This is a genomic window from Streptomyces sp. NPDC055189 (assembly GCF_053606765.1).
Genome location: NZ_JBSGSG010000038.1, coordinates 13787 through 31531 on the forward strand (window position 1 = coordinate 13787; position 17745 = coordinate 31531).

At 69.0% G+C, this 17745-nt stretch carries 18 protein-coding genes; 10 read left to right on the plus strand and 8 right to left on the minus strand.

Annotation, left to right across the window (positions count from 1 at the left end; all coding sequences use genetic code 11):
* The first annotated feature begins 23 nt into the window (after nucleotides 1–23).
* Complete coding sequence (locus ACWFR3_RS25070; RefSeq protein WP_453736861.1) at nucleotides 24–581, plus strand: hypothetical protein; 558 nt, start codon at nucleotides 24–26, stop codon at nucleotides 579–581.
* 84 nt (nucleotides 582–665) lie between these two features.
* Here the strand turns inward: ACWFR3_RS25070 and ACWFR3_RS25075 are convergent, their stop codons facing one another.
* Together ACWFR3_RS25075 and ACWFR3_RS25080 are read right to left on the minus strand one after the other, a co-directional pair.
* Nucleotides 666–1004 carry a thioredoxin family protein gene (locus ACWFR3_RS25075; RefSeq protein WP_453736862.1) on the minus strand — a complete coding sequence of 113 codons (339 nt, stop codon included), beginning with the start codon at nucleotides 1002–1004 and terminating at the stop codon, nucleotides 666–668.
* Between the two features lie 97 nt (nucleotides 1005–1101).
* Nucleotides 1102–2241, minus strand: a complete 1140-nt coding sequence (locus tag ACWFR3_RS25080) for a PucR family transcriptional regulator (protein ID WP_453736863.1) — start codon at nucleotides 2239–2241, stop codon at nucleotides 1102–1104.
* An 87-nt stretch (nucleotides 2242–2328) separates the two neighbouring features.
* Between ACWFR3_RS25080 and ACWFR3_RS25085 the strand changes: the two genes are divergently transcribed.
* The 4 genes from ACWFR3_RS25085 (at nucleotide 2329) to ACWFR3_RS25100 (ending at nucleotide 7031) form a co-directional block, all read left to right on the plus strand.
* On the plus strand, nucleotides 2329–3384 hold the full coding sequence (locus tag ACWFR3_RS25085; protein WP_453736864.1) for a ferredoxin reductase: 1056 nt from the start codon (nucleotides 2329–2331) through the stop codon (nucleotides 3382–3384).
* A gap of 7 nt (nucleotides 3385–3391) precedes the next feature.
* The gene (locus ACWFR3_RS25090; RefSeq protein WP_453736865.1) at nucleotides 3392–4516 is read left to right on the plus strand and encodes a fatty acid desaturase family protein; all 1125 of its coding nucleotides are present in this window, start codon (nucleotides 3392–3394) and stop codon (nucleotides 4514–4516) included.
* 191 nt (nucleotides 4517–4707) lie between these two features.
* Nucleotides 4708–5346, plus strand: coding sequence for a nucleotidyltransferase domain-containing protein (locus ACWFR3_RS25095; RefSeq protein WP_453736866.1), 639 nt, complete (start codon nucleotides 4708–4710; stop codon nucleotides 5344–5346).
* A gap of 269 nt (nucleotides 5347–5615) precedes the next feature.
* Complete coding sequence (locus ACWFR3_RS25100; protein ID WP_453736867.1) at nucleotides 5616–7031, plus strand: FG-GAP and VCBS repeat-containing protein; 1416 nt, start codon at nucleotides 5616–5618, stop codon at nucleotides 7029–7031.
* Between the two features lie 36 nt (nucleotides 7032–7067).
* Here ACWFR3_RS25100 and ACWFR3_RS25105 read toward each other — a convergent pair whose 3' ends face one another.
* From ACWFR3_RS25105 to ACWFR3_RS25115, 3 genes are all read right to left on the minus strand, one after another.
* Nucleotides 7068–7793: a GNAT family N-acetyltransferase gene (locus ACWFR3_RS25105; RefSeq protein ID WP_453736868.1), complete on the minus strand. Its 726-nt coding sequence runs from the start codon at nucleotides 7791–7793 to the stop codon at nucleotides 7068–7070.
* A 105-nt stretch (nucleotides 7794–7898) separates the two neighbouring features.
* Nucleotides 7899–8420 (minus strand): NUDIX hydrolase, encoded by a 522-nt coding sequence (locus ACWFR3_RS25110; RefSeq protein ID WP_453736869.1) that lies wholly within the window; start codon nucleotides 8418–8420, stop codon nucleotides 7899–7901.
* 105 nt (nucleotides 8421–8525) lie between these two features.
* Complete coding sequence (locus ACWFR3_RS25115) at nucleotides 8526–9116, minus strand: TetR/AcrR family transcriptional regulator (RefSeq protein WP_453736870.1); 591 nt, start codon at nucleotides 9114–9116, stop codon at nucleotides 8526–8528.
* 85 nt (nucleotides 9117–9201) lie between these two features.
* On the opposite strand from ACWFR3_RS25115, the gene ACWFR3_RS25120 reads away from it, so the two are divergent.
* The 3 genes from ACWFR3_RS25120 to ACWFR3_RS25130 all read left to right on the plus strand — a co-directional run bounded on the left by ACWFR3_RS25120 (nucleotide 9202) and on the right by ACWFR3_RS25130 (nucleotide 11989).
* Nucleotides 9202–10215: a saccharopine dehydrogenase gene (locus ACWFR3_RS25120; protein WP_453736871.1), complete on the plus strand. Its 1014-nt coding sequence runs from the start codon at nucleotides 9202–9204 to the stop codon at nucleotides 10213–10215.
* A gap of 170 nt (nucleotides 10216–10385) precedes the next feature.
* The gene (locus tag ACWFR3_RS25125) at nucleotides 10386–10883 is read left to right on the plus strand and encodes a hypothetical protein (RefSeq protein ID WP_453736872.1); all 498 of its coding nucleotides are present in this window, start codon (nucleotides 10386–10388) and stop codon (nucleotides 10881–10883) included.
* 332 nt (nucleotides 10884–11215) lie between these two features.
* Nucleotides 11216–11989 (plus strand): hypothetical protein, encoded by a 774-nt coding sequence (locus tag ACWFR3_RS25130; RefSeq protein WP_453736873.1) that lies wholly within the window; start codon nucleotides 11216–11218, stop codon nucleotides 11987–11989.
* A 338-nt stretch (nucleotides 11990–12327) separates the two neighbouring features.
* Here ACWFR3_RS25130 and ACWFR3_RS25135 read toward each other — a convergent pair whose 3' ends face one another.
* Nucleotides 12328–13443 carry an AI-2E family transporter gene (locus ACWFR3_RS25135; RefSeq protein WP_453736874.1) on the minus strand — a complete coding sequence of 372 codons (1116 nt, stop codon included), beginning with the start codon at nucleotides 13441–13443 and terminating at the stop codon, nucleotides 12328–12330.
* 349 nt (nucleotides 13444–13792) lie between these two features.
* Between ACWFR3_RS25135 and ACWFR3_RS25140 the strand changes: the two genes are divergently transcribed.
* On the plus strand, nucleotides 13793–15094 hold the full coding sequence (locus tag ACWFR3_RS25140) for a tetratricopeptide repeat protein (protein ID WP_453736875.1): 1302 nt from the start codon (nucleotides 13793–13795) through the stop codon (nucleotides 15092–15094).
* A gap of 43 nt (nucleotides 15095–15137) precedes the next feature.
* Here the strand turns inward: ACWFR3_RS25140 and ACWFR3_RS25145 are convergent, their stop codons facing one another.
* Nucleotides 15138–15950: a leucine-rich repeat domain-containing protein gene (locus tag ACWFR3_RS25145; RefSeq protein ID WP_453736876.1), complete on the minus strand. Its 813-nt coding sequence runs from the start codon at nucleotides 15948–15950 to the stop codon at nucleotides 15138–15140.
* 226 nt (nucleotides 15951–16176) lie between these two features.
* Here ACWFR3_RS25145 and ACWFR3_RS25150 point away from each other — a divergent pair, with 226 nt between their 5' ends.
* Nucleotides 16177–16809, plus strand: a complete 633-nt coding sequence (locus ACWFR3_RS25150; protein ID WP_453736877.1) for a DUF2461 family protein — start codon at nucleotides 16177–16179, stop codon at nucleotides 16807–16809.
* An 83-nt stretch (nucleotides 16810–16892) separates the two neighbouring features.
* Here the strand turns inward: ACWFR3_RS25150 and ACWFR3_RS25155 are convergent, their stop codons facing one another.
* Nucleotides 16893–17729 carry a hypothetical protein gene (locus ACWFR3_RS25155; protein ID WP_453736878.1) on the minus strand — a complete coding sequence of 279 codons (837 nt, stop codon included), beginning with the start codon at nucleotides 17727–17729 and terminating at the stop codon, nucleotides 16893–16895.
* Between the last annotated feature and the right edge of the window lie 16 nt (nucleotides 17730–17745).

Genomic DNA, 17745 nt, shown 5'->3' on the forward strand with positions numbered 1-17745 from the left:
CCACACCAGATAGCGTTCTGCGCATGACAACGGACGGAAAGCCGCAAGCGCCGACGCCGACATGCCCGCGCTGCGGCGGAGCCGAGGTGCGGAGCGTCGAACAGGCACGGTCCGGCAAGGGCGTCCTGACCAAAGACCTCGGTACCCGCCTGGCGAAGGGCCCGGAGAAGAGCGGCGACGGCTGCCTCCACTTCATCGAGGGGCTCGTCATGAGCCTCGGGTTCGGTGGCGGCCTCGCCTACGCGGGCGTCGAAAAGGACAACCCGCTCTACATCGCCGGCGGCGTGGTCCTCGGGCTGCTCATCTTCGCCGCCACGATCGCCGTCGTACGACAGGACGGCCGGGAAAAGGACGCCGAGACATCCGGCGAGACACTCGCCGACGAGTTCTGGCTGCCCGCGCACTACTGCTACAGCTGCGAGGGCGTGTTCTGCCCGGGCGACACCCCCTGGCAGGGCGTACTCACCCCGGAACAGTTCAAGAAACTGATCTGGCATCAGGGCCGCTACGACGGCCAGTTGCAGCCGGGCGACAAGGCGAAGGACGCAGAGATTCCACCGGGGACCCTGACCGGGCGCTAGGGCATGTCCGGCGGCTCAGCCCATGACCTTCTTCGTAGTTCCGACCAGGCCCGCTCTACCTGGATGCCTGTGGCCGAGGCCCGCTCAGAGGTGGCCGTCGAGGAACTTCCGTACCTCGGCGTCGGTCGTAGGCCCTGTGCCGTGCGCCACCGCCTCTCCCTCCTTCAGCAGGACGCAGGACGGGGCTCCGGTGATCCCGTATCGCTCGGTTGCGGCCGGACAACGCGTGATGTCGGCGCGGACGACCGTCAGGCGGCCCGTGTAGTCGTCGGCGATGCCACCCACGACGAGGTCCATCACCCGGCAGGGCTCGATGGCCTTGGGCCATGTCCCGATGAAGTATGCGAGGACCGGAACTCCGCTCATCCCGAGGATGAAATTGAACTCCGCGTCCTCACGGGGTTGGTGGACCCGCTTTGCCATGCAAGCTCCTGACCTCGCATTCCGTCATTCCATCCCCATCATGCCTCGCGCTGCGTGCCAGGTCGCCCGGTCGGTCGTCCGGCGGTCGACGTACGCGTCAGCTGACCCGACGACCGACCGCCAGCGTCAGTTCAAGGACCCGGTGCGGCGACGCGAGATCCGGAAACAGCTCCCGCAGCTGTGACATCCGGTACCGGACCGTCTGGGGATGGACGAACAACGCCGCCGCCACCTCCTCCCGCCTGCCCTGGTGCAGCAGCCACTCCCGCAACGTCTCCTCCAGCCGCCGTGCGGTCGCGGCGGGCAAGGTCCGCAACGGTGCGAGGGCCCGGGCACGCAGGTCGGCGAACGCGTCCGCGTCGGCGCTCAGCACCAGCTCGGGCAGGTGGTCCTCGGTGTCGCGGATATCAGCGGAAAGGGAGCGCGCGCGTACGGCTCGTGCGTACGAGGCGGACGCACGCGTCCATGGCCGGGCCGGGCCGACCACGGCGGTGCGGTCGGTCAGCTGCCGCAAGAGGCGCGGCCGGTCGGCATCGGGGACGAGCAGCACACCGGTGGCGTCCGGCAGATCGTCGAGGACGAGGGTGCTCGGGTCGAGCGTGCGGTAGGCAGGCCGGGCCTGGGCGGCGGGCAGCAGGACCGCGGTCAGCGAATCCGGAGGCTGCCACCCGGCCCGTTGGACGGAGGCCAGCAGCACGTCCGGGCTCGCGCCGGCGAGGAGGTCGCGGGCCAGGTGTTCCAGGTGGCGCTCGTGGGCCCGGCCCCGGGCGGCCAGTTCGTCGGCGTGGCCCGCGGCGCTCGCCGCGGAGAGCTCGTCGATGTAGGCGAAGGTCAGCTCGGCGAACTTGGCGACCTCGGCGGCGGGCAGCCCTGCGGGTACCGCGCCCGCTGCCAGGCATCGCCAGGCCACGCGGGCGCCGACGCGGTAGGCGCCGAGCAGGGCGTCCATCGAACGGCCGTCGCGCACCTCGCCGCGGCCCAGCTCGTAGGCCGCGTCACCGGCGTCGCCGCCGGTGGCCTTCCCGCTCGCGAGGTCCAGGTAGTGCCCCAGGGCGGTGCGGACGGCTCGGCGGATGGTGCCGCCCATGCGGCCCGAAAGGGCGTTGGCGTAAGGCGGGACCTCGTCGATGATCGCCTGGACGATCTCGTCGGCGGTGGTCTTCAGCGCGGCCCGAAGTGCGGTGACCGTCGTCTCGTCCAGGGCCAGCTCGCTGGCCCTCTGGATTGCATGGCTCACGTTTTTGTTCCCTGCGAACAATTCAGTCGACCAGATTTACGTCTTGCGGTCAGGACTTTACGCCTTGAGGCGCAGCAAGCTGTAGCCATGACGAGTACAGCCCTCCGCAGCAGGGCGTGGAAACTGCTGGAGATGGTCACGACGCCGCTGTTGCCGTCGGACTACCTCGACCTGGCAAGACCGCTGCGTGCGGGCGCCGACCTGCGTGGGCGCATCGAGGCCGTGCACCCCGAGACGGGTGACGCCGCGACCATCGTGATCAGGCCGGGACGGGGCTGGCGCGGCCACACGGCCGGTCAGTACGTGCGGGTCGGGGTCGACGTCGACGGGGTGCGCCTGTGGCGTGCCTACTCCCTCACCTCGCCGACCAACCGCCCGGACGGCCGCGTCACGATCACCGTGAAGGCGATCCCGGACGGCAAGGTCAGCAACCACCTGGTCCGCCGGGTGAAACCGGGCACGCTGATCCAGCTCGACCAGGCGACCGGTGACTTCGTGCTGCCGCAGGCCAAGCCCGCCAAGGTGCTCTATCTGACGGCCGGCAGCGGCATCACGCCCGTGATGGGCATGCTGCGCGACAGCGAGTTCGACGACGCCGTCATGATCCACTGCGCGCCGCAGCCGCACGACGTGATCTTCCGCAACGAACTGCACAACCTGGTCGCGGACAAGAAGCTGCGGCTCACCGAGGTGCACACCGACACGGACGGCATGCTCGACATCGCCCGTCTCGACGAACTCGTGCCCGACTGGACCGAGCGCGAGACCTGGGCCTGCGGGCCCGCGGGCCTGCTCGACGCCGCCGAAGAGCACTGGAGTGAGCACGGTGTACGAGAGCGCCTGCACACCGAACGCTTCCGCCCCAACATCGTCGTCGCCGGCGACGGCGGCGAGGTCACGTTCAGCGTCACCGGCAAGACCGTCGACGCGGACGGCGCCACGCCGTTGCTGGACGTCGGCGAGGAGAGCGGTGTGCTCATGCCCTCCGGGTGCCGCATGGGCATCTGCTTCGGCTGCGTCACGCCGCTCAAGGCGGGCGCCGTCCGTGACCTGCGCACCGGCGAGATCACCGAGGCCGAGCCGGGCGTCCTCATCCAGACCTGCGTGTCCGCCGCTGCGGGCCCTTGCGACATCGAACGGTAGGAGCACCTTGACCGCCATCGACCCCACCGCCCACCTGACCGCGGAGCAGATCGAGGAGCTCGGCCGCGAGCTGGACGCGATCCGTGACGAGGTGATCGCCGACCGAGGTGAGAAGGACGCCGCCTACATCCGTAAGATCATTTCGGCACAGCGCAAGCTCGAGCTGGTCAGCCGGGGTGTGCTGCTGTTCTCGATCTTCCCGCCCGCGTGGCTGATCGGCACAGCCGGTCTGTCCGTGGCGAAGATCATGGACAACATGGAGATCGGCCACAACATCCTGCACGGCCAGTGGGACTGGATGCGGGACCCGAAGATCCACTCCACCACCTGGGAGTGGGACCACGTCTCGCCGTCCGAGCAGTGGAAGCACTCGCACAACGAGCTGCACCACACGTACACCAACGTGATCGGCAAGGACAACGACCTCGGCTACGGCATCATGCGCGTCGACGAGGACCAGAAGTGGCACCCCTTCCACCTCGGCCAGCCGGTGTGGAACTTCATCAACGCCTGCTTCTTCGAGTACGGCATCGCGGCGTACGACCTGGAGCTCGGCAAGAACCTGAGCAAGCGCCGCCGCAAGAGCCCGGAGTTCCGCGCGCGGGCCAAGGCCGTGGGCCGCAAGATCCGCAAGCAGGTGCTCAAGGACTACGTGATCCACCCGCTCCTTTCGGGCCCGTCGTTCCTCCCCACGCTCGGCGCCACGTTCACCGCGAACCTGGTCCGCAACCTCTGGACCCACTCGGTGATCATGTGCGGGCACTTCCCCGAGGGCGTGCAGGTCTTCGAGCGCCGGTCGATCAAGGGCGAGACGCGCGGCCAGTGGTACCTGCGCCAGATGATGGGCTCGGCGAACATCAGCGGCAGCAAGGCCATGCACTTCATGACCGGCAACCTCTCCCACCAGATCGAGCACCACCTCTTCCCCGACCTGCCGAGCAACCGGTACGCCGAGGTCGCGGTGAAGGTGCGCGCGCTGTTCGAGAAGTACGAGCTGGAGTACGTCACCGGGCCGCTGCCCAAGCAGGTGTTCTCCGCCTGGCACAAGGTCTTCCGGCTCTCGCTGCCGAACAAGAAGCCCAAGGCCGGGGTCGAGACGCCGGAGCGCGAGCGGGAGCTCGTCGCGGCCTGATCCCCGGTATCGGTTCAGCCTTTCGGCCGCACCACCGCCACAGCCGGGTTCCCGGGGGCCCGCCGCCCTTCCGCGGCGGGCCCCTCACTCCTAGGCGACGGGCTTCGTCCGTTCCCGCTCGCGCCAGCATCCCTCGCCGCTACGCTCCATCAGATCGGTGAGGGGACGGGCTGCGTCAGTAAATTGTGGCCATGACTGGCTCCCTGCCGCCCGGCGGCACTGTGCTTGATACAGACGAACTTCATCACCGATGGGCCGATGCGTGGGGGCCGGAGCAGGTTGCGGGGCGGTTGGGCGGGGTCCGCACTCCCTGGTGTGTTGCGGCCGGGTGGGCGCTGGACCTGTTCCGCGGCGAGCAGTCGCGGCCGCACGGCGATCTGGAGATCGCGGTACCTGCCAGGGGGTTCTGGGAGATTCGGAGCCGTTTTCCGGAGTACGCCTGGGACGCGGTGGGTTCGGGACGGGTCTGGGCGGACGCGGGAGACGAGGCACTGGCCGCCACGCACCAGACCTGGCTTCGCGATCCGGCAAGTGGTCAATTCCTGTTCGACGTCTTCCGTGAGCCACACGAGGACGGGATGTGGCTCTGCCGGCGGGACGAGAGCCTACGGCTGCCGTACGAGGCGATCACCGAGCGGACAACGGACGGAATTCCCTACCTGGTCCCAGAGTTGGTGCTGCTGTTCAAAGCGAAGCAGCCGCGGCTCAAGGACCAGGAGGACTTCGACGGGATACTGCCGTTGCTGAGCCGGGCGCGCCGGAAGCGATTGAGTGAGTGGCTGGAGCGGGTGCATCCCCGGCATCCGTGGCAGGCGCAACTGGCGGAGTAGGCGGTGCGTCTGTCGCACGTTCGGTTCCAGTCCTGGCCTCCGGTAAGCGCCGCAGCGCGACCACCCTCTGTCCTGTGCCGTCGAACCCTGATCATTGCCATCGAAGGCTGTTGATCACTAGGTTTGTGCCATCGATGTCCGAGTGGCACGGGGTACGGGTCTTCAGGGGCGGCGGTCGGTAAGCCCGCGGATGCCTGCCCGGTTCTTGGTTGTGCTGTGACACGTGGCAAGTCCAACTCCCCCGGCACTGCCCTGCGTCAGGAGCCCGCATGGTTGCATCCCGGTCCGCGCTCGCCCTGCTGGGCTGCACGGCCCTGCTGCTGGCGGGTTGTACAGGCAGTGGCGGTAGCCGGGAGGAGAGAGCCGGCGGTACCGGGCACAGCCGTCCGGCCCCGCCGGATCGCGACGGCCGCAGCGAATCCGGCACCGGCGACTTCGACAAGGACGGCTACGACGACTTCGTCACCGTCGAAACCGAACGTGCCTCCGGCGGTTCATGGGCCTGGCATGTAGTCGTCGTCCCGGGCTCGAAACACGGACTGGACGCGGCCCGCGCCACGCGTTACCGCGACGTCTACAGCGGCCCGCTGCTCCGCGGCGACCTCGACGGCGACGGGTACACCGATCTGGTCGCCACCCGTGAACCAACCCGACCGGGCCGCAAGGCCGAACCGGGCGCCGCCTACCGGGCGGTGGTCATGTTCGGCGGCAGGAACGGCCTCGGCAATCCGGTGACCGTGGCCGCCAAGCGCCAGTTCCTCGCGACGGCCGTGGCCGACGTCAACGGTGACGGGGCCCTGGACCTGATCGACCGCGGCAAGGGGGCGCAGGAGAAGGACCCGTCCCGGATACCGGGGCGGATCGCCTACGGCCCGTTCGGCCGGGACGGCGCCCCGGCCCGGCTGGCGGGCCAGGACTGGAAAGCCGCCGGGGGCGGGGCCACCGCCGGCGACTTCGACGGCGACGGCTTCGATGACCTGCTCTTCACCGGGAGCCCGCCGTATGCGGACGACGTGGAGCCGGGCCCGGACCCGATCCCCGCGGCCGCCTACTTCCGCGGCAGCCCTGAAGGGCCCGTCCCGGCCGCCCCGCCCAAGGGCCTGGACAACAGCATCGAGGACGGAGTCCTCACCCCGCTGGCCGGCGACGCGGACGGCGACGGCATCACGGACCTCCTCGTGGGAGGAGGGGGCATTTCGTCGCCGGCCGACGGGCTGGACGCGGGAGCGCTCACCGTCGTCTTCGGCGCCGCGGGCGGCCCCGGTACCGGCCGGCGCACCACGGTGTACACCCAGGAAACCCCCGGCATCCCCGGCGATTCGCAGGGCAAGGACATGTTCGGTGCCCTCTCCGGCACCGGCGACATCAACGGTGACGGGCACCCGGACCTGGTGATCACCACTCCCGGCGAGGACAAGGCGGGCCGCTTCACGCTGCTGCCCGGCGCAACCGACGACACCGGCCCCGAACCCACCCGCGCCACCGCCTATGACGCGGCCACCTACAACCGGGAATCGATCAGCGCCACCCTGCCCCCACTCGACGTCAACGGCGACAGCTATGCCGACGTGGTGGCCGAGACACCAGACGGCCTCCTCCTCTTCCCCGGAGGAAAAACACAGTTCCCCGCCAGCGACCCGAAACTCACCCGAACCACGAAAGCGGGGATCGACGAGCGGAACTGACCCTGCGGGCCACACCACTCCCGCACCGCCTGCGGATCACCGCCGCGTGGCAGCGCTGGCTCGCAGGTCGGCCAGCGAACGCCGTTGGGCCCCCTGACCGTCGAAGTTGTCGGGTGACAGCCAGGCCTCGAAACCATCCCTGACCGCAGGCCACTCGGTGTCGATGATCGAGTACCAGGCGGTGTCGCGGGTGCGGCCCTTGTACACGACGGCCTGCCGGAAGATTCCCTCGAAGGTGAAGCCCAGACGCGCGGCCGTGGTGCGTGAGGGCGCGTTGAGGCTGTCGCACTTCCATTCGTAGCGCCGGTAGCCGAGCTCCTCGAAGACGTACCGCATGGCCAGGAACTGGGCCTCGGTCGAGATCGGACGGCGCTTCATCGCCGGGGAGAACATGACGCTGCCGACCTCGACGACACCGTGGGCCGGTTCCTGCCGCATCAGCGAAAGCGTCCCGGTCGCCGTTCCGTCGGCGAGGCTGATCACCGCGTAGTGCCGCGGGTCACTGCCGGCGGCCGCTTCACCGGCGTAGCGGCGGTAGTCCCCCAGCGACTCGAACGGGCCGACGGACATGTACGTCCAGTCCCGCTGATCGCTGCCGCCGCTGTACGCCGCGTACAGCTCGGCGGAGTGCCGGTCCGCGTCCAGCGGCTCCAGCCGGCAGTACTCCCCCTCCAGGGTGACCGCTGCGGGCCGGGGACGCGGCGACCATCCCGGCACCGGCTCACCGATGGGCTGCTCGTACTCGTTGAGACGATAAGACACTGCTTCTCCCGGGTTCACATGTACCGACATCAAGCCGACCGGCGCTTCCCGCGCCCTGGCCGCCGCCTTCTACGGAGCCGAGGTGATCACGAAGCCGGCTAGCGATCAAGCAGGCCAAGGAGATCGAGGGCCGGTCAAGGGGGTTGCAGCCGGGTTCGGAGGCGCAGAGCGGGCGGCGGCCCGGGCATAGTCGGCAAGGATCGGCTTCTCGGGGCCGATGAGCGTTACGGGGGGTTGATCGGGCCGGAACAACTGCCAGTCGGTGTTCTCCCGGCCTTCTACCTGCGGGGTGCTGTCCCTGGGAAGGGGGGCACGGTAGACGACGGTGACGTTGTAGATCTCATCGCCATTGGGGTACCGGTAGAACTGCTCCGCCCCGGAGTAGACCCCGAACAGCTCCAACTCGCCGAAGCTGAGCCCGGTTTCCTCCCGTACTTCGCGCCGGGCCGTGTCCTCGAGGCACTCGCCGGGTTCCATCAGCCCGCCGGGCAGGCCCCACCCTCCGGTGTCCGCTCGCGCCAGCAGCAGGACCTGGCCGCCCTCATCGGTGAGCAGCACCGCTGCGCCTGGAAGGACCAGAGGCCGGTGTCCCACCAGGGCCCGAAGATCGCTCACGTAGTCGTGCATGATGCTGTCCGCCTTTCCTCAGGTTCCCCGGACGAGCCCGACGCTGCCATCGGCGAGCTGACCGGCGAGGACGACCAAACCCTCATCAGGACTGCGCAACAGGCCCTAACGGTCGGCCTTGGCGTCGAGGCCGCCCACGATGAGGTCGGTCAGCGTGCTGACCGCTTCGCCGTCGGTTGCCCGCTCCCGGTTCAGCTCGGCGGCAAGCGCCTCGGCCGCCCCCAGCACGCCGACGCAACGCAGCTGGAGGGCGCTGGGCGAAAGCCCGGAGTACGGCAGCAGCGCCGTGACCACCAGGTCCGTGTAGTTGTCGGTCAACTCGAGCTGGACCGCCTCCATTTCCGGGCTTCCTTTCAGCGCGGCGGAAATGGCGCCGAGCTCTGGCATGTCGGTGGCGCAGGCGAAGTAGGCGGTGCTGATGACACGGGCGACCTCACCGGCGCTGGGCGCCGCATCCTGCAACGCCTGTTTGATCGCGGCCCGGTGGTGTTCGTCGAGTCGCCGGTAGAGCGCGAGCAGCAGGCCGGGGCGCGTGGCGAAGTGGTCGTATGCGATGGGTCTGCTCACCCCGGCTGCTTCCGCGAGGGTGACCAGCGTCAGACCGTCCGTCCCCTGGGTGCGCACGATCGCCATGGCGGTGTCGAGCAGCTGCTCCCGCCTGGCCTGCTTGGACAGGCGGGTCGGTGTGGTGGCCATGGTCCTCCCTTGCGTTCGCACTCCAATCTAAGCTACAAAACGTAGGTTACATAATGTAGCTTCGTGGATGTGGGGGGAACCGACAGTGGGACAGACGGAACCAGTACTGATCATGGGCGGCACGGGTCAGGCAGGCGCGGCAACCGCCGCCCTCCTGCGCCAATGGCACCCGGCACTCCCGCTGACGATCGCGGGCCGTGACCTCGAGCGTGCCCAGCGGGTGGCCGACGACCTGGGCGCCGCAACGGCCGTAACCATCGATCTGCGCCGCGGCGATCTCGGCCTCCCTGCCGATCACCGCTACTCGGCGGTGATCGCCGCGCTTTGGGACGACCACCTGCACGGGCTGCGCTACGCACAGCATCGCGGGCTGCCCTACCTCAGCATCTCCAGCGGCCTGGCTGACATCGCGCCGGAGGTCGTCGCGGGCGCCCAGCAGGCACACGCCGCGCCGATCCTGATGGCCAGTCACTACTGCGCCGGCACCGTCGCCCTCGCGGCACTGCACTGGGCCCGGCAGCTCGGCCGGATCGACACCATCCGGATCAGTGCCGTCCTGGACGATCTGGACACCGGCGGGCCGGCGGGAAGAGCGGATCTGCAGCGGTGGTCCACTGCCACCTCGGCGGGACTGGTGCGCCAAGACGGCGTCTTCACCTGGATCAACGGCCCCGACGCACAGGCCGATGTGCGCAGTACCGACGGCACCGTCCTGCCCGGCCAGAGCATCGCCATCCTTGATGTACCAAGCCTCGCCCTCGCGACGGACGCGCCGAACGTCCGCTTCGACTTCGCGGTCGGGGAATCCGCGGGCCGGCGCCGCGGCGAGCCCGCTTCCTTCGAGGTCCGGATCGACCTCGAAGGAGCAGACCGAGGAGGTACGCCGATCAGCACGAGCCGCTGCCTGGTCCACCCGGCAGGCCAGCGACCCCTGACCGCACTCGGCATCGCCCTCGGCGTCGAGCGGTTGCTCGAACTGCGCGGCGACCCCGTCACGCCGGGCATCCACACTCCCGAGGCACTCATCGACCCGGCCTATGCGGTCCAGCGGATGGCCGAGACCGGCGCCGCCTTCATCGACCTGCCCGGCGACAGCTGACCGTCACTTCACAGGATCCGCACCCAAAGCAGATTCACGTACGAGGCGGTCATCAGCGTGTGGCAGCAGCCTGATCTGCAGGAACAGGTAACGCCACCGGGGAAGCCGGCAGCAGGGGATGGTCGTTACCGGCTTGTGGCGCAGTGCCGTTTATTGGGACCATCCCCCGCATGTTCGAGTTGCTCCCCGACGTCGGCCTCCGGCTCCCCGGCGGTGCCGGCACCCTCCGCTTCGGCATGGACGAGCGCACCGCCCAGTGGGCCGTCGCCACCATCGCGGACGTTCGCGATGGCTGGGTCTGTGGCGCCGGCTGGGCCTTCAGCGCGCAGTACCGGGGCCTGACGCTCGACGCATACGGCGACACCACGGACCGCCACGACCGGCACCAGGACGCACCCGGCCTGGCCGGCATCGGCCTCACCCGCGGCCCCTTCACGCCCACCGGGCCGTCGGCCTGCCCACTCGTCCTCCGCGGCATCGACCTCTTCGGCTACCCGACCGCCGAGGTTTCCGATGCCCTCAGCGAGAGCCTGCCTCCCACGCTCCGGCTCAGCGGTGACGGTCTTTACCTCAGCGCCGTGTCGGTCCACGCGGAACCCCTGCCTGTCGAGAGCTGGCGGATGAAGCCGGCGAGGTTGTCGTGGGCGGAGAGCAGCACGCTCCGTTGACACGCCGACTTCGACCAGCGGCCAGGACGGCAAGCGCATCGACACAACCCGGGGCCGACCATCCCTCGACGCAAGGTCCGAGCAGACCGGTGCGACACGAACGTGTTCAGTCGGCGTCGGCCGAGCACCTTATGAGCCTCAACAGGGCCCGCGCGTAGGGCAGTTCGAGGGGCTGCACGACCACCGGGGACGAGTCGCCTGCGGGCGGATGCTCCGGCCAGGGATGCGGCTGTGCCCGACGCCCCGGACCCGACGCTGTGTACAGCCCCCAAAGATCCCGCAGGGGCCGGGGATAGCGTCAGCTGTCAGTGGTGCATGGCAGTGTGGCGCTCATGGAATCGAACGTACGTGATGCCGTTCTCGACGCCGGACAGACCCTGGGTGTACCCGAGCAGGTGACCCTGGCCTTCATCCGCCTCCTGCGCCCCTGTGTCCACCTCTGCTCCTACGACAGGCTGCCGCAGGCGCTGAAGCAGGGGGCCCAACCGGCCGCCCGGGTTGCCGGACTGGCCCACCTGCCCCCGGACATGGAGGCGCCCCGGGGGCTGCCGCATGTGCTGACCATCGACTGCGCCGCCATACCCACCGGCATCCTCGACATCGACTTCCCCGCCGACGGCCATGTGGTGATCCACGCCGAAATCGCGAACTACCCCGGCGAAGGCGTCATCACCCACCTGCCGGCCGGGACCGAAACCGTCGAACACCCACCGACGGAGCGCAGGGAGAAGGACGCCGCCAAACTGCACGAGCCGTTCGCGCTTTACCCGGTGCCCGGCACCACCCCGCCCGCCCGCTATGACTTGACCGACGCCCCGGAGGCGGTGGACTTCACCGCAGGGGATGACGAGCGGATTGACCTCGTGGAGAAGCTGGTAGACGAGATCGACAGGGTTCTCTACGCGCCGTGGACCTACGAAGTCCAGCTCGGCGGCCACTCCGGCGCTTGGCACAACCCCGTGGAAGATCGCGGCGACGTACTGTTCATCCGCATCCCGGAGAGCTCTGTCTCCCACGGAGAGACCTACCTCACCATGATCACGGGGACTCGGGAGGACATAGCTCGGCGCCGCTACGACGAACTCGATGTCGAAGTCGAGCTCTGACGGATCGTCTGAGGCTGCCCGGCGCCCTCTTGCCCCGAGGCAGAGGAAACTACCGAGTGGGTGGGAGAGCGACGCGGCGGCCAAGGGCTGTTCCATTCCACGCCGCCGCGTCCGGGCCACCGACAACGAAGCCACCGCGCCCCTCGGGCAACGGGCACAGCAACACGCCGACCCGCCGCCGACGCTGCTGCCGTGCGGCCGCACGGCCGTGCTGTGCGTGCTGTCGCTCATGCCCGACCCCCGTACGGCGCAAGCCTCGTGCGGGCTGGGACGCCAGAGGCCTTCGTCCGGGTTCCCGCTGTCGGCAGAGCGTCAGTCGGCGAGATGCCGCGGGAGTGCTAGGAGGGAGCGGTGGCGCCCGGGGGTGTGCCGTCGGTGTCGGGTTCCTGTGGCGGGTCGCTGAGTTGCTCGCGCAGGTAGTTCCAGATCACCGCGATCAGGCCGGCTACGGGCACCGCGAGCAGGCTGCCCACGACACCGGCCAGGTTCGCGCCCAGGGTGACCGCCAGCAGGACCACCGCGGCGTGCAGGCCCAGCCCGCGGCTCTGGATGATCGGCTGGAAGACGTTGCCCTCGAGTTGCTGGACCACGAGGATGATGGCCAGCACGATCAACGCGTCTGTCAGACCGTTGGACACCAAGGCGATGAGTGTCGCTACCAAGCCGGCGAACACGGCGCCCACGATCGGTACGAACGCCGAGACGAAGGTCAGCACCGCCAGCGGGAGCACGAGGGGCACACCCACGATCCACAGGCCCAGGCCGATGAAGATGGCGTCCAGCAGGCCGACGAATGCCTGGGAACGGACGAAGGCACCCAGGGTGTCCCAGCTGCGCGCGGCGACGACCGGGACGTCGGTGGCGAGCCGGCCGGGGAGCTGACGGGCGAGCCACGGAAGGAACCGCGGGCCGTCCTTGAGGAAGAAGAACATCAGGAAGAGCGCCAGAACTGCGGTGACCAATCCGTTCAACACGGTGCTCACTCCGGTGAAGACAGTGGTCACCATGCTGCCGACGCTGTCCTTGATGCGCGCGGTCGCCGAGTCGATGCCGCCCGAGATCTGGGCGTCGTCGATGTTGAAGGGCGGCCCGGCAGCCCACTGGCGCAATTTCTCGATGCCCTCGGCCACACCGTCGGCCAGTTCGCCGGACTCGGACGCCACCGGCACCGCGATCAGTGCCGCGACGCCTGCGACCACCAGGAGGAACAGCACGGTCACCACCGAGGCGGCCAGGGCGGGGGACCAGCCGCGCCGGCGCAGGAACCGAGCCGGAGGCCAGGTCAGGGTAGTGAGCAAGAGGCCCACTACCAGCGGCCAGAGGACCGACCACATCCGACCCAGAATCCACAGGGCTGCCGCAGCAGCCACAAGCACCAGCAGCACCTCGAGGGAAACCCGTGCCGATCTGCGGAGCGCGGCGGCGGTTTTTGTGGAACTCAGTGTGGCAGGCATGGGCGACACCCTATTGATACCTCTGTCACGCGTGGCACCACAGTGGGCCGGGAGCAGTCTGAGCCTGTGCTTTGAACTTGGGGCGCGTGATGTGGAAGCCCGCCTCTTCCAGGGTCGTGCAGCCGCGGTGGGTCTGGGTGGGGTGGGGGTGAGGTGGACACGCCGGGAGTGCCAAGGCTTGGCCTGGCGTCCGGGGTTCGCGGTGTATCGGGGACGTATGAAAAAACGCATACGCCCCCGCAACAGCGCATCGTCTTCAGTCAGTGCCACGCACCACAGCGTGCACGGCAGCCGCCTCGGGACTCTGCCGGCTCAGCACGTGGCGACAGGACGATCACGAGGAGAAGGCGTGGCCAAGAACCGGGCGTGGGAACGGCGTTCGCTGTTGCGGGGAGCTGCTGTATGGACGGGGGCTGCCGCCGCCGGGACGCTGCTGGGCGGTCCGGCCGCGGCGCTGGGCGGCAGCCGGAACGCGGATGCACTGTTTGAGGCCGGGGAGTTCGAGGAGGCCGGACGTGCCTACGAGCGGGTTTTGGACAAAGACCCCGGGAACCTGCACGCAGCGCGCCGCCGCGGCTATATAGGGCTGCTGGCCGGCAAGTTCCCCGACGCCGAGAAGTATCTGACGACGGCCCTCGGGCTCGCGCCCGGCGACAAGGAGACCCACTTACTGCTGGGCGACTGCTATCTGCGCCAGGACAAGCTCGCCCTCTCCGCGCCGCACTGGCGCGCGGCAGGCGAGAAGGCCTACGCCCGGTGGTTCGCGGCAGTCGGCGGCGAGCCGTATCAGGTCCACGGCGACGCCGCCCGGCTGCCGCTGCAGCAGATGGACCCGATGCCGCTGATAGAGGCCTCGGTCAACGGCGGACCGGTCAAGCGGTTCACGTTCTACACCGGTGCCTCGAATCTGAGCCTGAGTGCGGCGGTGGCCAAGGAGGCCGGTCTGCGTCCCGTCGCCCGTCAGAAGGTTGTTTTCGAGGGCGGCGCCATCTGGGCGTACTACGGGATCCTGGACTCCTTCCGGCTGGGCGGGATCGAGTTGCGCAACGTTCCGGTGGGCTGGTCGTCGACGGAGTCGGGCCAAGAGGCTGGCAGTGGCGGAAGTGACGGCATGATCGGCACGTGGGTCTTCCAGCATCTGCTGACCACTTTCGACTACGCGGGCCGGCAACTGATCCTGCGCCGCCGCACCCCCGAAGCAGCACGAAAGGCCCGCGCCGCCGCGCTGCGGGCGGGGGCCGAGCCCCTGCCGCTGTGGCTGACCGAGCAGTACCTGCACACCAGGGGCAGCATCGCCGGCTCCCGCACCGGGGTGGTCGGCGTGAACTTCGGCGGAAGCGGCGGCGAAAGCGCCGCGGTGCTGTTCGGGCGGACCGCCGAGCAGCTGGGAGTCCGTACCGACCACGACCGCCCGATCGGGACCTTCGCCCACAGCCACCCCGCCGTCACCTACCCCTGCTATCCCGCAGAGATCCGCCTGGGCAACGCCGCCGCCCGCAACATCTACTGCGAGACGCATCCGCAGGCCGCACTCGCGCCCTACGGGTTCGATGTGCGAGCGGCCTTCTTCCACACCTTCCACAAGCCCTACAACATCACCGTCGACTTCACCGACATGAAGCTCTACATCGCCCGCGGCAACGCCGTCTGATCACCTGCGGCAGAGGGAACCCAGCCCGTCCTCAGGTGGTCAGTCAGTCCCAGTCAGACGGCGGTTGATCGATGTGGCCGCCCTTGTGGGGTGTGGTGATGTGGTCCTCGTCGCCGTCGGGCAGCGCGTCCACACACTCGGGTGAGCAGGCATTGACCAGGAGGGGCAGCACATCAGTGGCCACGCGGATCGAGATCCACACCTGGTGGAATCCGCGCTGTGTGACCGACCGGTCGCAGACACTGCAGTTGTGCACGGCGGTGGTTCCCCAGCGCCGGGGATCGAGGTGCGCCGGATCTGGCCCGGCGGCAGCGGCGTCCGGGGAAGGGTGAAGCCGGGGGAAGGGCGGGCGCAGCTTGTAGTTACCGAACAGCGCGCGCGTGCTGACCGTGCTGCGGGTCAGCTTGCGGCACCGGGTGATCTCGTAGGGGAACCAGTGGAGCCGGTAGGAGGTGTAGGGGGTGAACTCCTCCAGGCTGCTCATGGCTCCGATCTCGGGCGGGATACGGACCAGGTTGCTGCCGTAGAGCACGAGATGCCTGACCGCGGTTAGCTTGGCGATGGTCGGCGGCAGGGTGACGACCTGCCGCCGCTCCTCGGCGCTGAGCTCGGTCAGGGGGCGGAACTCTTCCCGGCCGTCGTCGGCGGCCTCCTCCACCAGCTCCAGCAGGTGCTGCCAGCCCGGAGCAGAGGTGTCCTGCTCTTCGGTATGGAACCCGACCCGGGCCCGCGGGTGCGGCGTGGACTGGGAGATGCACGAGCACAGGTCCCGGGAGGACCCGGGCCCGCCCGGGGCCGGACCCGGTGTGTCGCCCCAGCGGTTCACGTAGAGCGTAGGCTCTCCCTCGTTCGTCATGACGCCAACCTATGGAAATCAACCCTGGCCTGGCCAGCGACTATCGGGCGCCGGGTCGGTCAGGACGTCGCCGAGGCCGTGCGATCCGAACTGACCATGGCCTGGGCCGCGACGACGACCTGCCGGGGAACGCCACCCGCACCTCCGACCGGCTGCGCAGCCGCTCACCTCGATCCATCAGGCCGGGAACGGTTACTCCGGACCATGCGTGAGCTAACCTGCCCGCATGCGCGGAGAGTTCACCGGCTGGCCGGAGCAGGCCATGGACGTGTTGTGGCAGCTCCAGGGCGAACCGACCCACGCGACCCGCGAGCTCTGTCGCGCGGACCGCGAACGCCTGGTCCGGCAGCCGATGATCGCCCTGCTCAACGAGGTCGCGGACACCGACCCCCGCTATCAGGACTTCTCCGTCTGGCACCACCGCACCAACTCCTGGTGGTGGCAGCACCAGAGCGCGATGATCCGGCTCGGCCGCAAAATCGAGATCAACCTCCGGTTCGACCTGGACGGCCTGTGGATCCAGGGCGCCTGGTGGTATCCCGACCCCGGCCAGGTGGACATGTTCCGCAAAGCCGTGGCCTCCGAGGGCAGCGGCCGCGAGCTGTCCGCCATCCTCGAGGAGGTGCGGAAGAAGGGCTACGACATCTCCGGGGACGTGATGAAACGCCCCCCACGTGGCTACCCGGCGAACCATGCCCGTACGAACCTGCTGCGTCACCGTTCTCTGATCGCCGCCCGTCACCTCGGCTGCGAGGAGTGGTTGCACACCCCTGAGGCAGTCGACCGGGTCCTCTCGGCCGCCGCCGACCTGGACGCCCTGCTGATGTGGCTGGTCCGCCACGTGAAGCGCACCGCCTGACGTCACAAGGGTGCCGCAAGCGCTTCCCCGTCGTATGGCACAGGCTGCGACTACCGGACCGGGGCAGGTGGCAGGATGCCGCCTCAGCGGGGCGGAGGAGTGTCCAGGAACCGGTGGAGGGACGCCGTCATGCTCATTATGAAGGCGTCACGGGTCTGTTCGGGGACCAGGTCCAGGGACAGGTAGGGGTTGAGGTCTTCCAGTTCGACGAGGAGGAGTTCGCCGTCCCGGGTGCGGCAGGCGTCCACGCGCTGGATGCCGTGGTCGATTGTGTTCCAGTCGATGAATCGCCGGGCGAAGGCAAGGTCGGCGTCGGTGTGCTCGTAGGGTTCGAGGACCCAGCGCCGCTCGGGATCGGGGGCGTTGAGGGCGTACTGGAAGGTGTCGTCGACGTAGTAGAAGGACACCTCGTAGCGGAAGTCGACGCGCGGCTGGACAAGGACGTCGCCGTAGGTGAGGTCGCCCAGTTGTCCGCCGGATACGAAGGTCAGGCCTATGGAGTCCGCGCCCGCCTTGGGCTTGACCGCGTACTGGCCGGCTTCGGGCAGCAGGTGCAGGTCCTCGGGACGGTCGATGGTGGGGATGACCGGGTATCCGGCGGCGGTCAAGTCCAGCAGGTACTGCTTGCCCGCCATGTCGCCCCGGCCGGACAGCGGGTTGTAGACCCTGGCACCGCGGGCCGCGGCCTGTTCCCGGAAAGCGTCGTATTCCTTCTGATAGTGCAGTACAGGCCCGCTGTTACGGACCACGACCCCGTCAAAGGCGTCCATGAGCGCAGCGGCATCCAGCGGGTGGCACAGGGCGATGTCGAAGGCGTCCCGCAGTCGGGAGGACAGGAAGATGTCCTCGTCGCAGTAGCGCCGCCCCCGGGCTTGGTAGGCGAGGTCGGTCACGAACAGAACTCTGCGGCGTTCGGGCATCACGGATCTCCTCGGG

Excerpts from the sequence above, each read along its gene's own strand:
- ACWFR3_RS25070 (WP_453736861.1), top strand. The coding sequence starts at position 24 with ATGACAACGGACGGAAAGCCGCAAGCGCCGACGCCGACATGCCCGCGC.
- ACWFR3_RS25075 (WP_453736862.1), bottom strand. The coding sequence starts at position 1,004 with ATGGCAAAGCGGGTCCACCAACCCCGTGAGGACGCGGAGTTCAATTTC.
- ACWFR3_RS25085 (WP_453736864.1), top strand. The coding sequence starts at position 2,329 with ATGACGAGTACAGCCCTCCGCAGCAGGGCGTGGAAACTGCTGGAGATG.
- ACWFR3_RS25095 (WP_453736866.1), top strand. The coding sequence starts at position 4,708 with ATGACTGGCTCCCTGCCGCCCGGCGGCACTGTGCTTGATACAGACGAA.
- ACWFR3_RS25100 (WP_453736867.1), top strand. The coding sequence starts at position 5,616 with ATGGTTGCATCCCGGTCCGCGCTCGCCCTGCTGGGCTGCACGGCCCTG.
- ACWFR3_RS25110 (WP_453736869.1), bottom strand. The coding sequence starts at position 8,420 with ATGCACGACTACGTGAGCGATCTTCGGGCCCTGGTGGGACACCGGCCT.
- ACWFR3_RS25115 (WP_453736870.1), bottom strand. The coding sequence starts at position 9,116 with ATGGCCACCACACCGACCCGCCTGTCCAAGCAGGCCAGGCGGGAGCAG.
- ACWFR3_RS25125 (WP_453736872.1), top strand. The coding sequence starts at position 10,386 with ATGTTCGAGTTGCTCCCCGACGTCGGCCTCCGGCTCCCCGGCGGTGCC.
- ACWFR3_RS25130 (WP_453736873.1), top strand. The coding sequence starts at position 11,216 with ATGGAATCGAACGTACGTGATGCCGTTCTCGACGCCGGACAGACCCTG.
- ACWFR3_RS25135 (WP_453736874.1), bottom strand. The coding sequence starts at position 13,443 with ATGCCTGCCACACTGAGTTCCACAAAAACCGCCGCCGCGCTCCGCAGA.
- ACWFR3_RS25145 (WP_453736876.1), bottom strand. The coding sequence starts at position 15,950 with ATGACGAACGAGGGAGAGCCTACGCTCTACGTGAACCGCTGGGGCGAC.
- ACWFR3_RS25150 (WP_453736877.1), top strand. The coding sequence starts at position 16,177 with ATGCGCGGAGAGTTCACCGGCTGGCCGGAGCAGGCCATGGACGTGTTG.
- ACWFR3_RS25155 (WP_453736878.1), bottom strand. The coding sequence starts at position 17,729 with ATGCCCGAACGCCGCAGAGTTCTGTTCGTGACCGACCTCGCCTACCAA.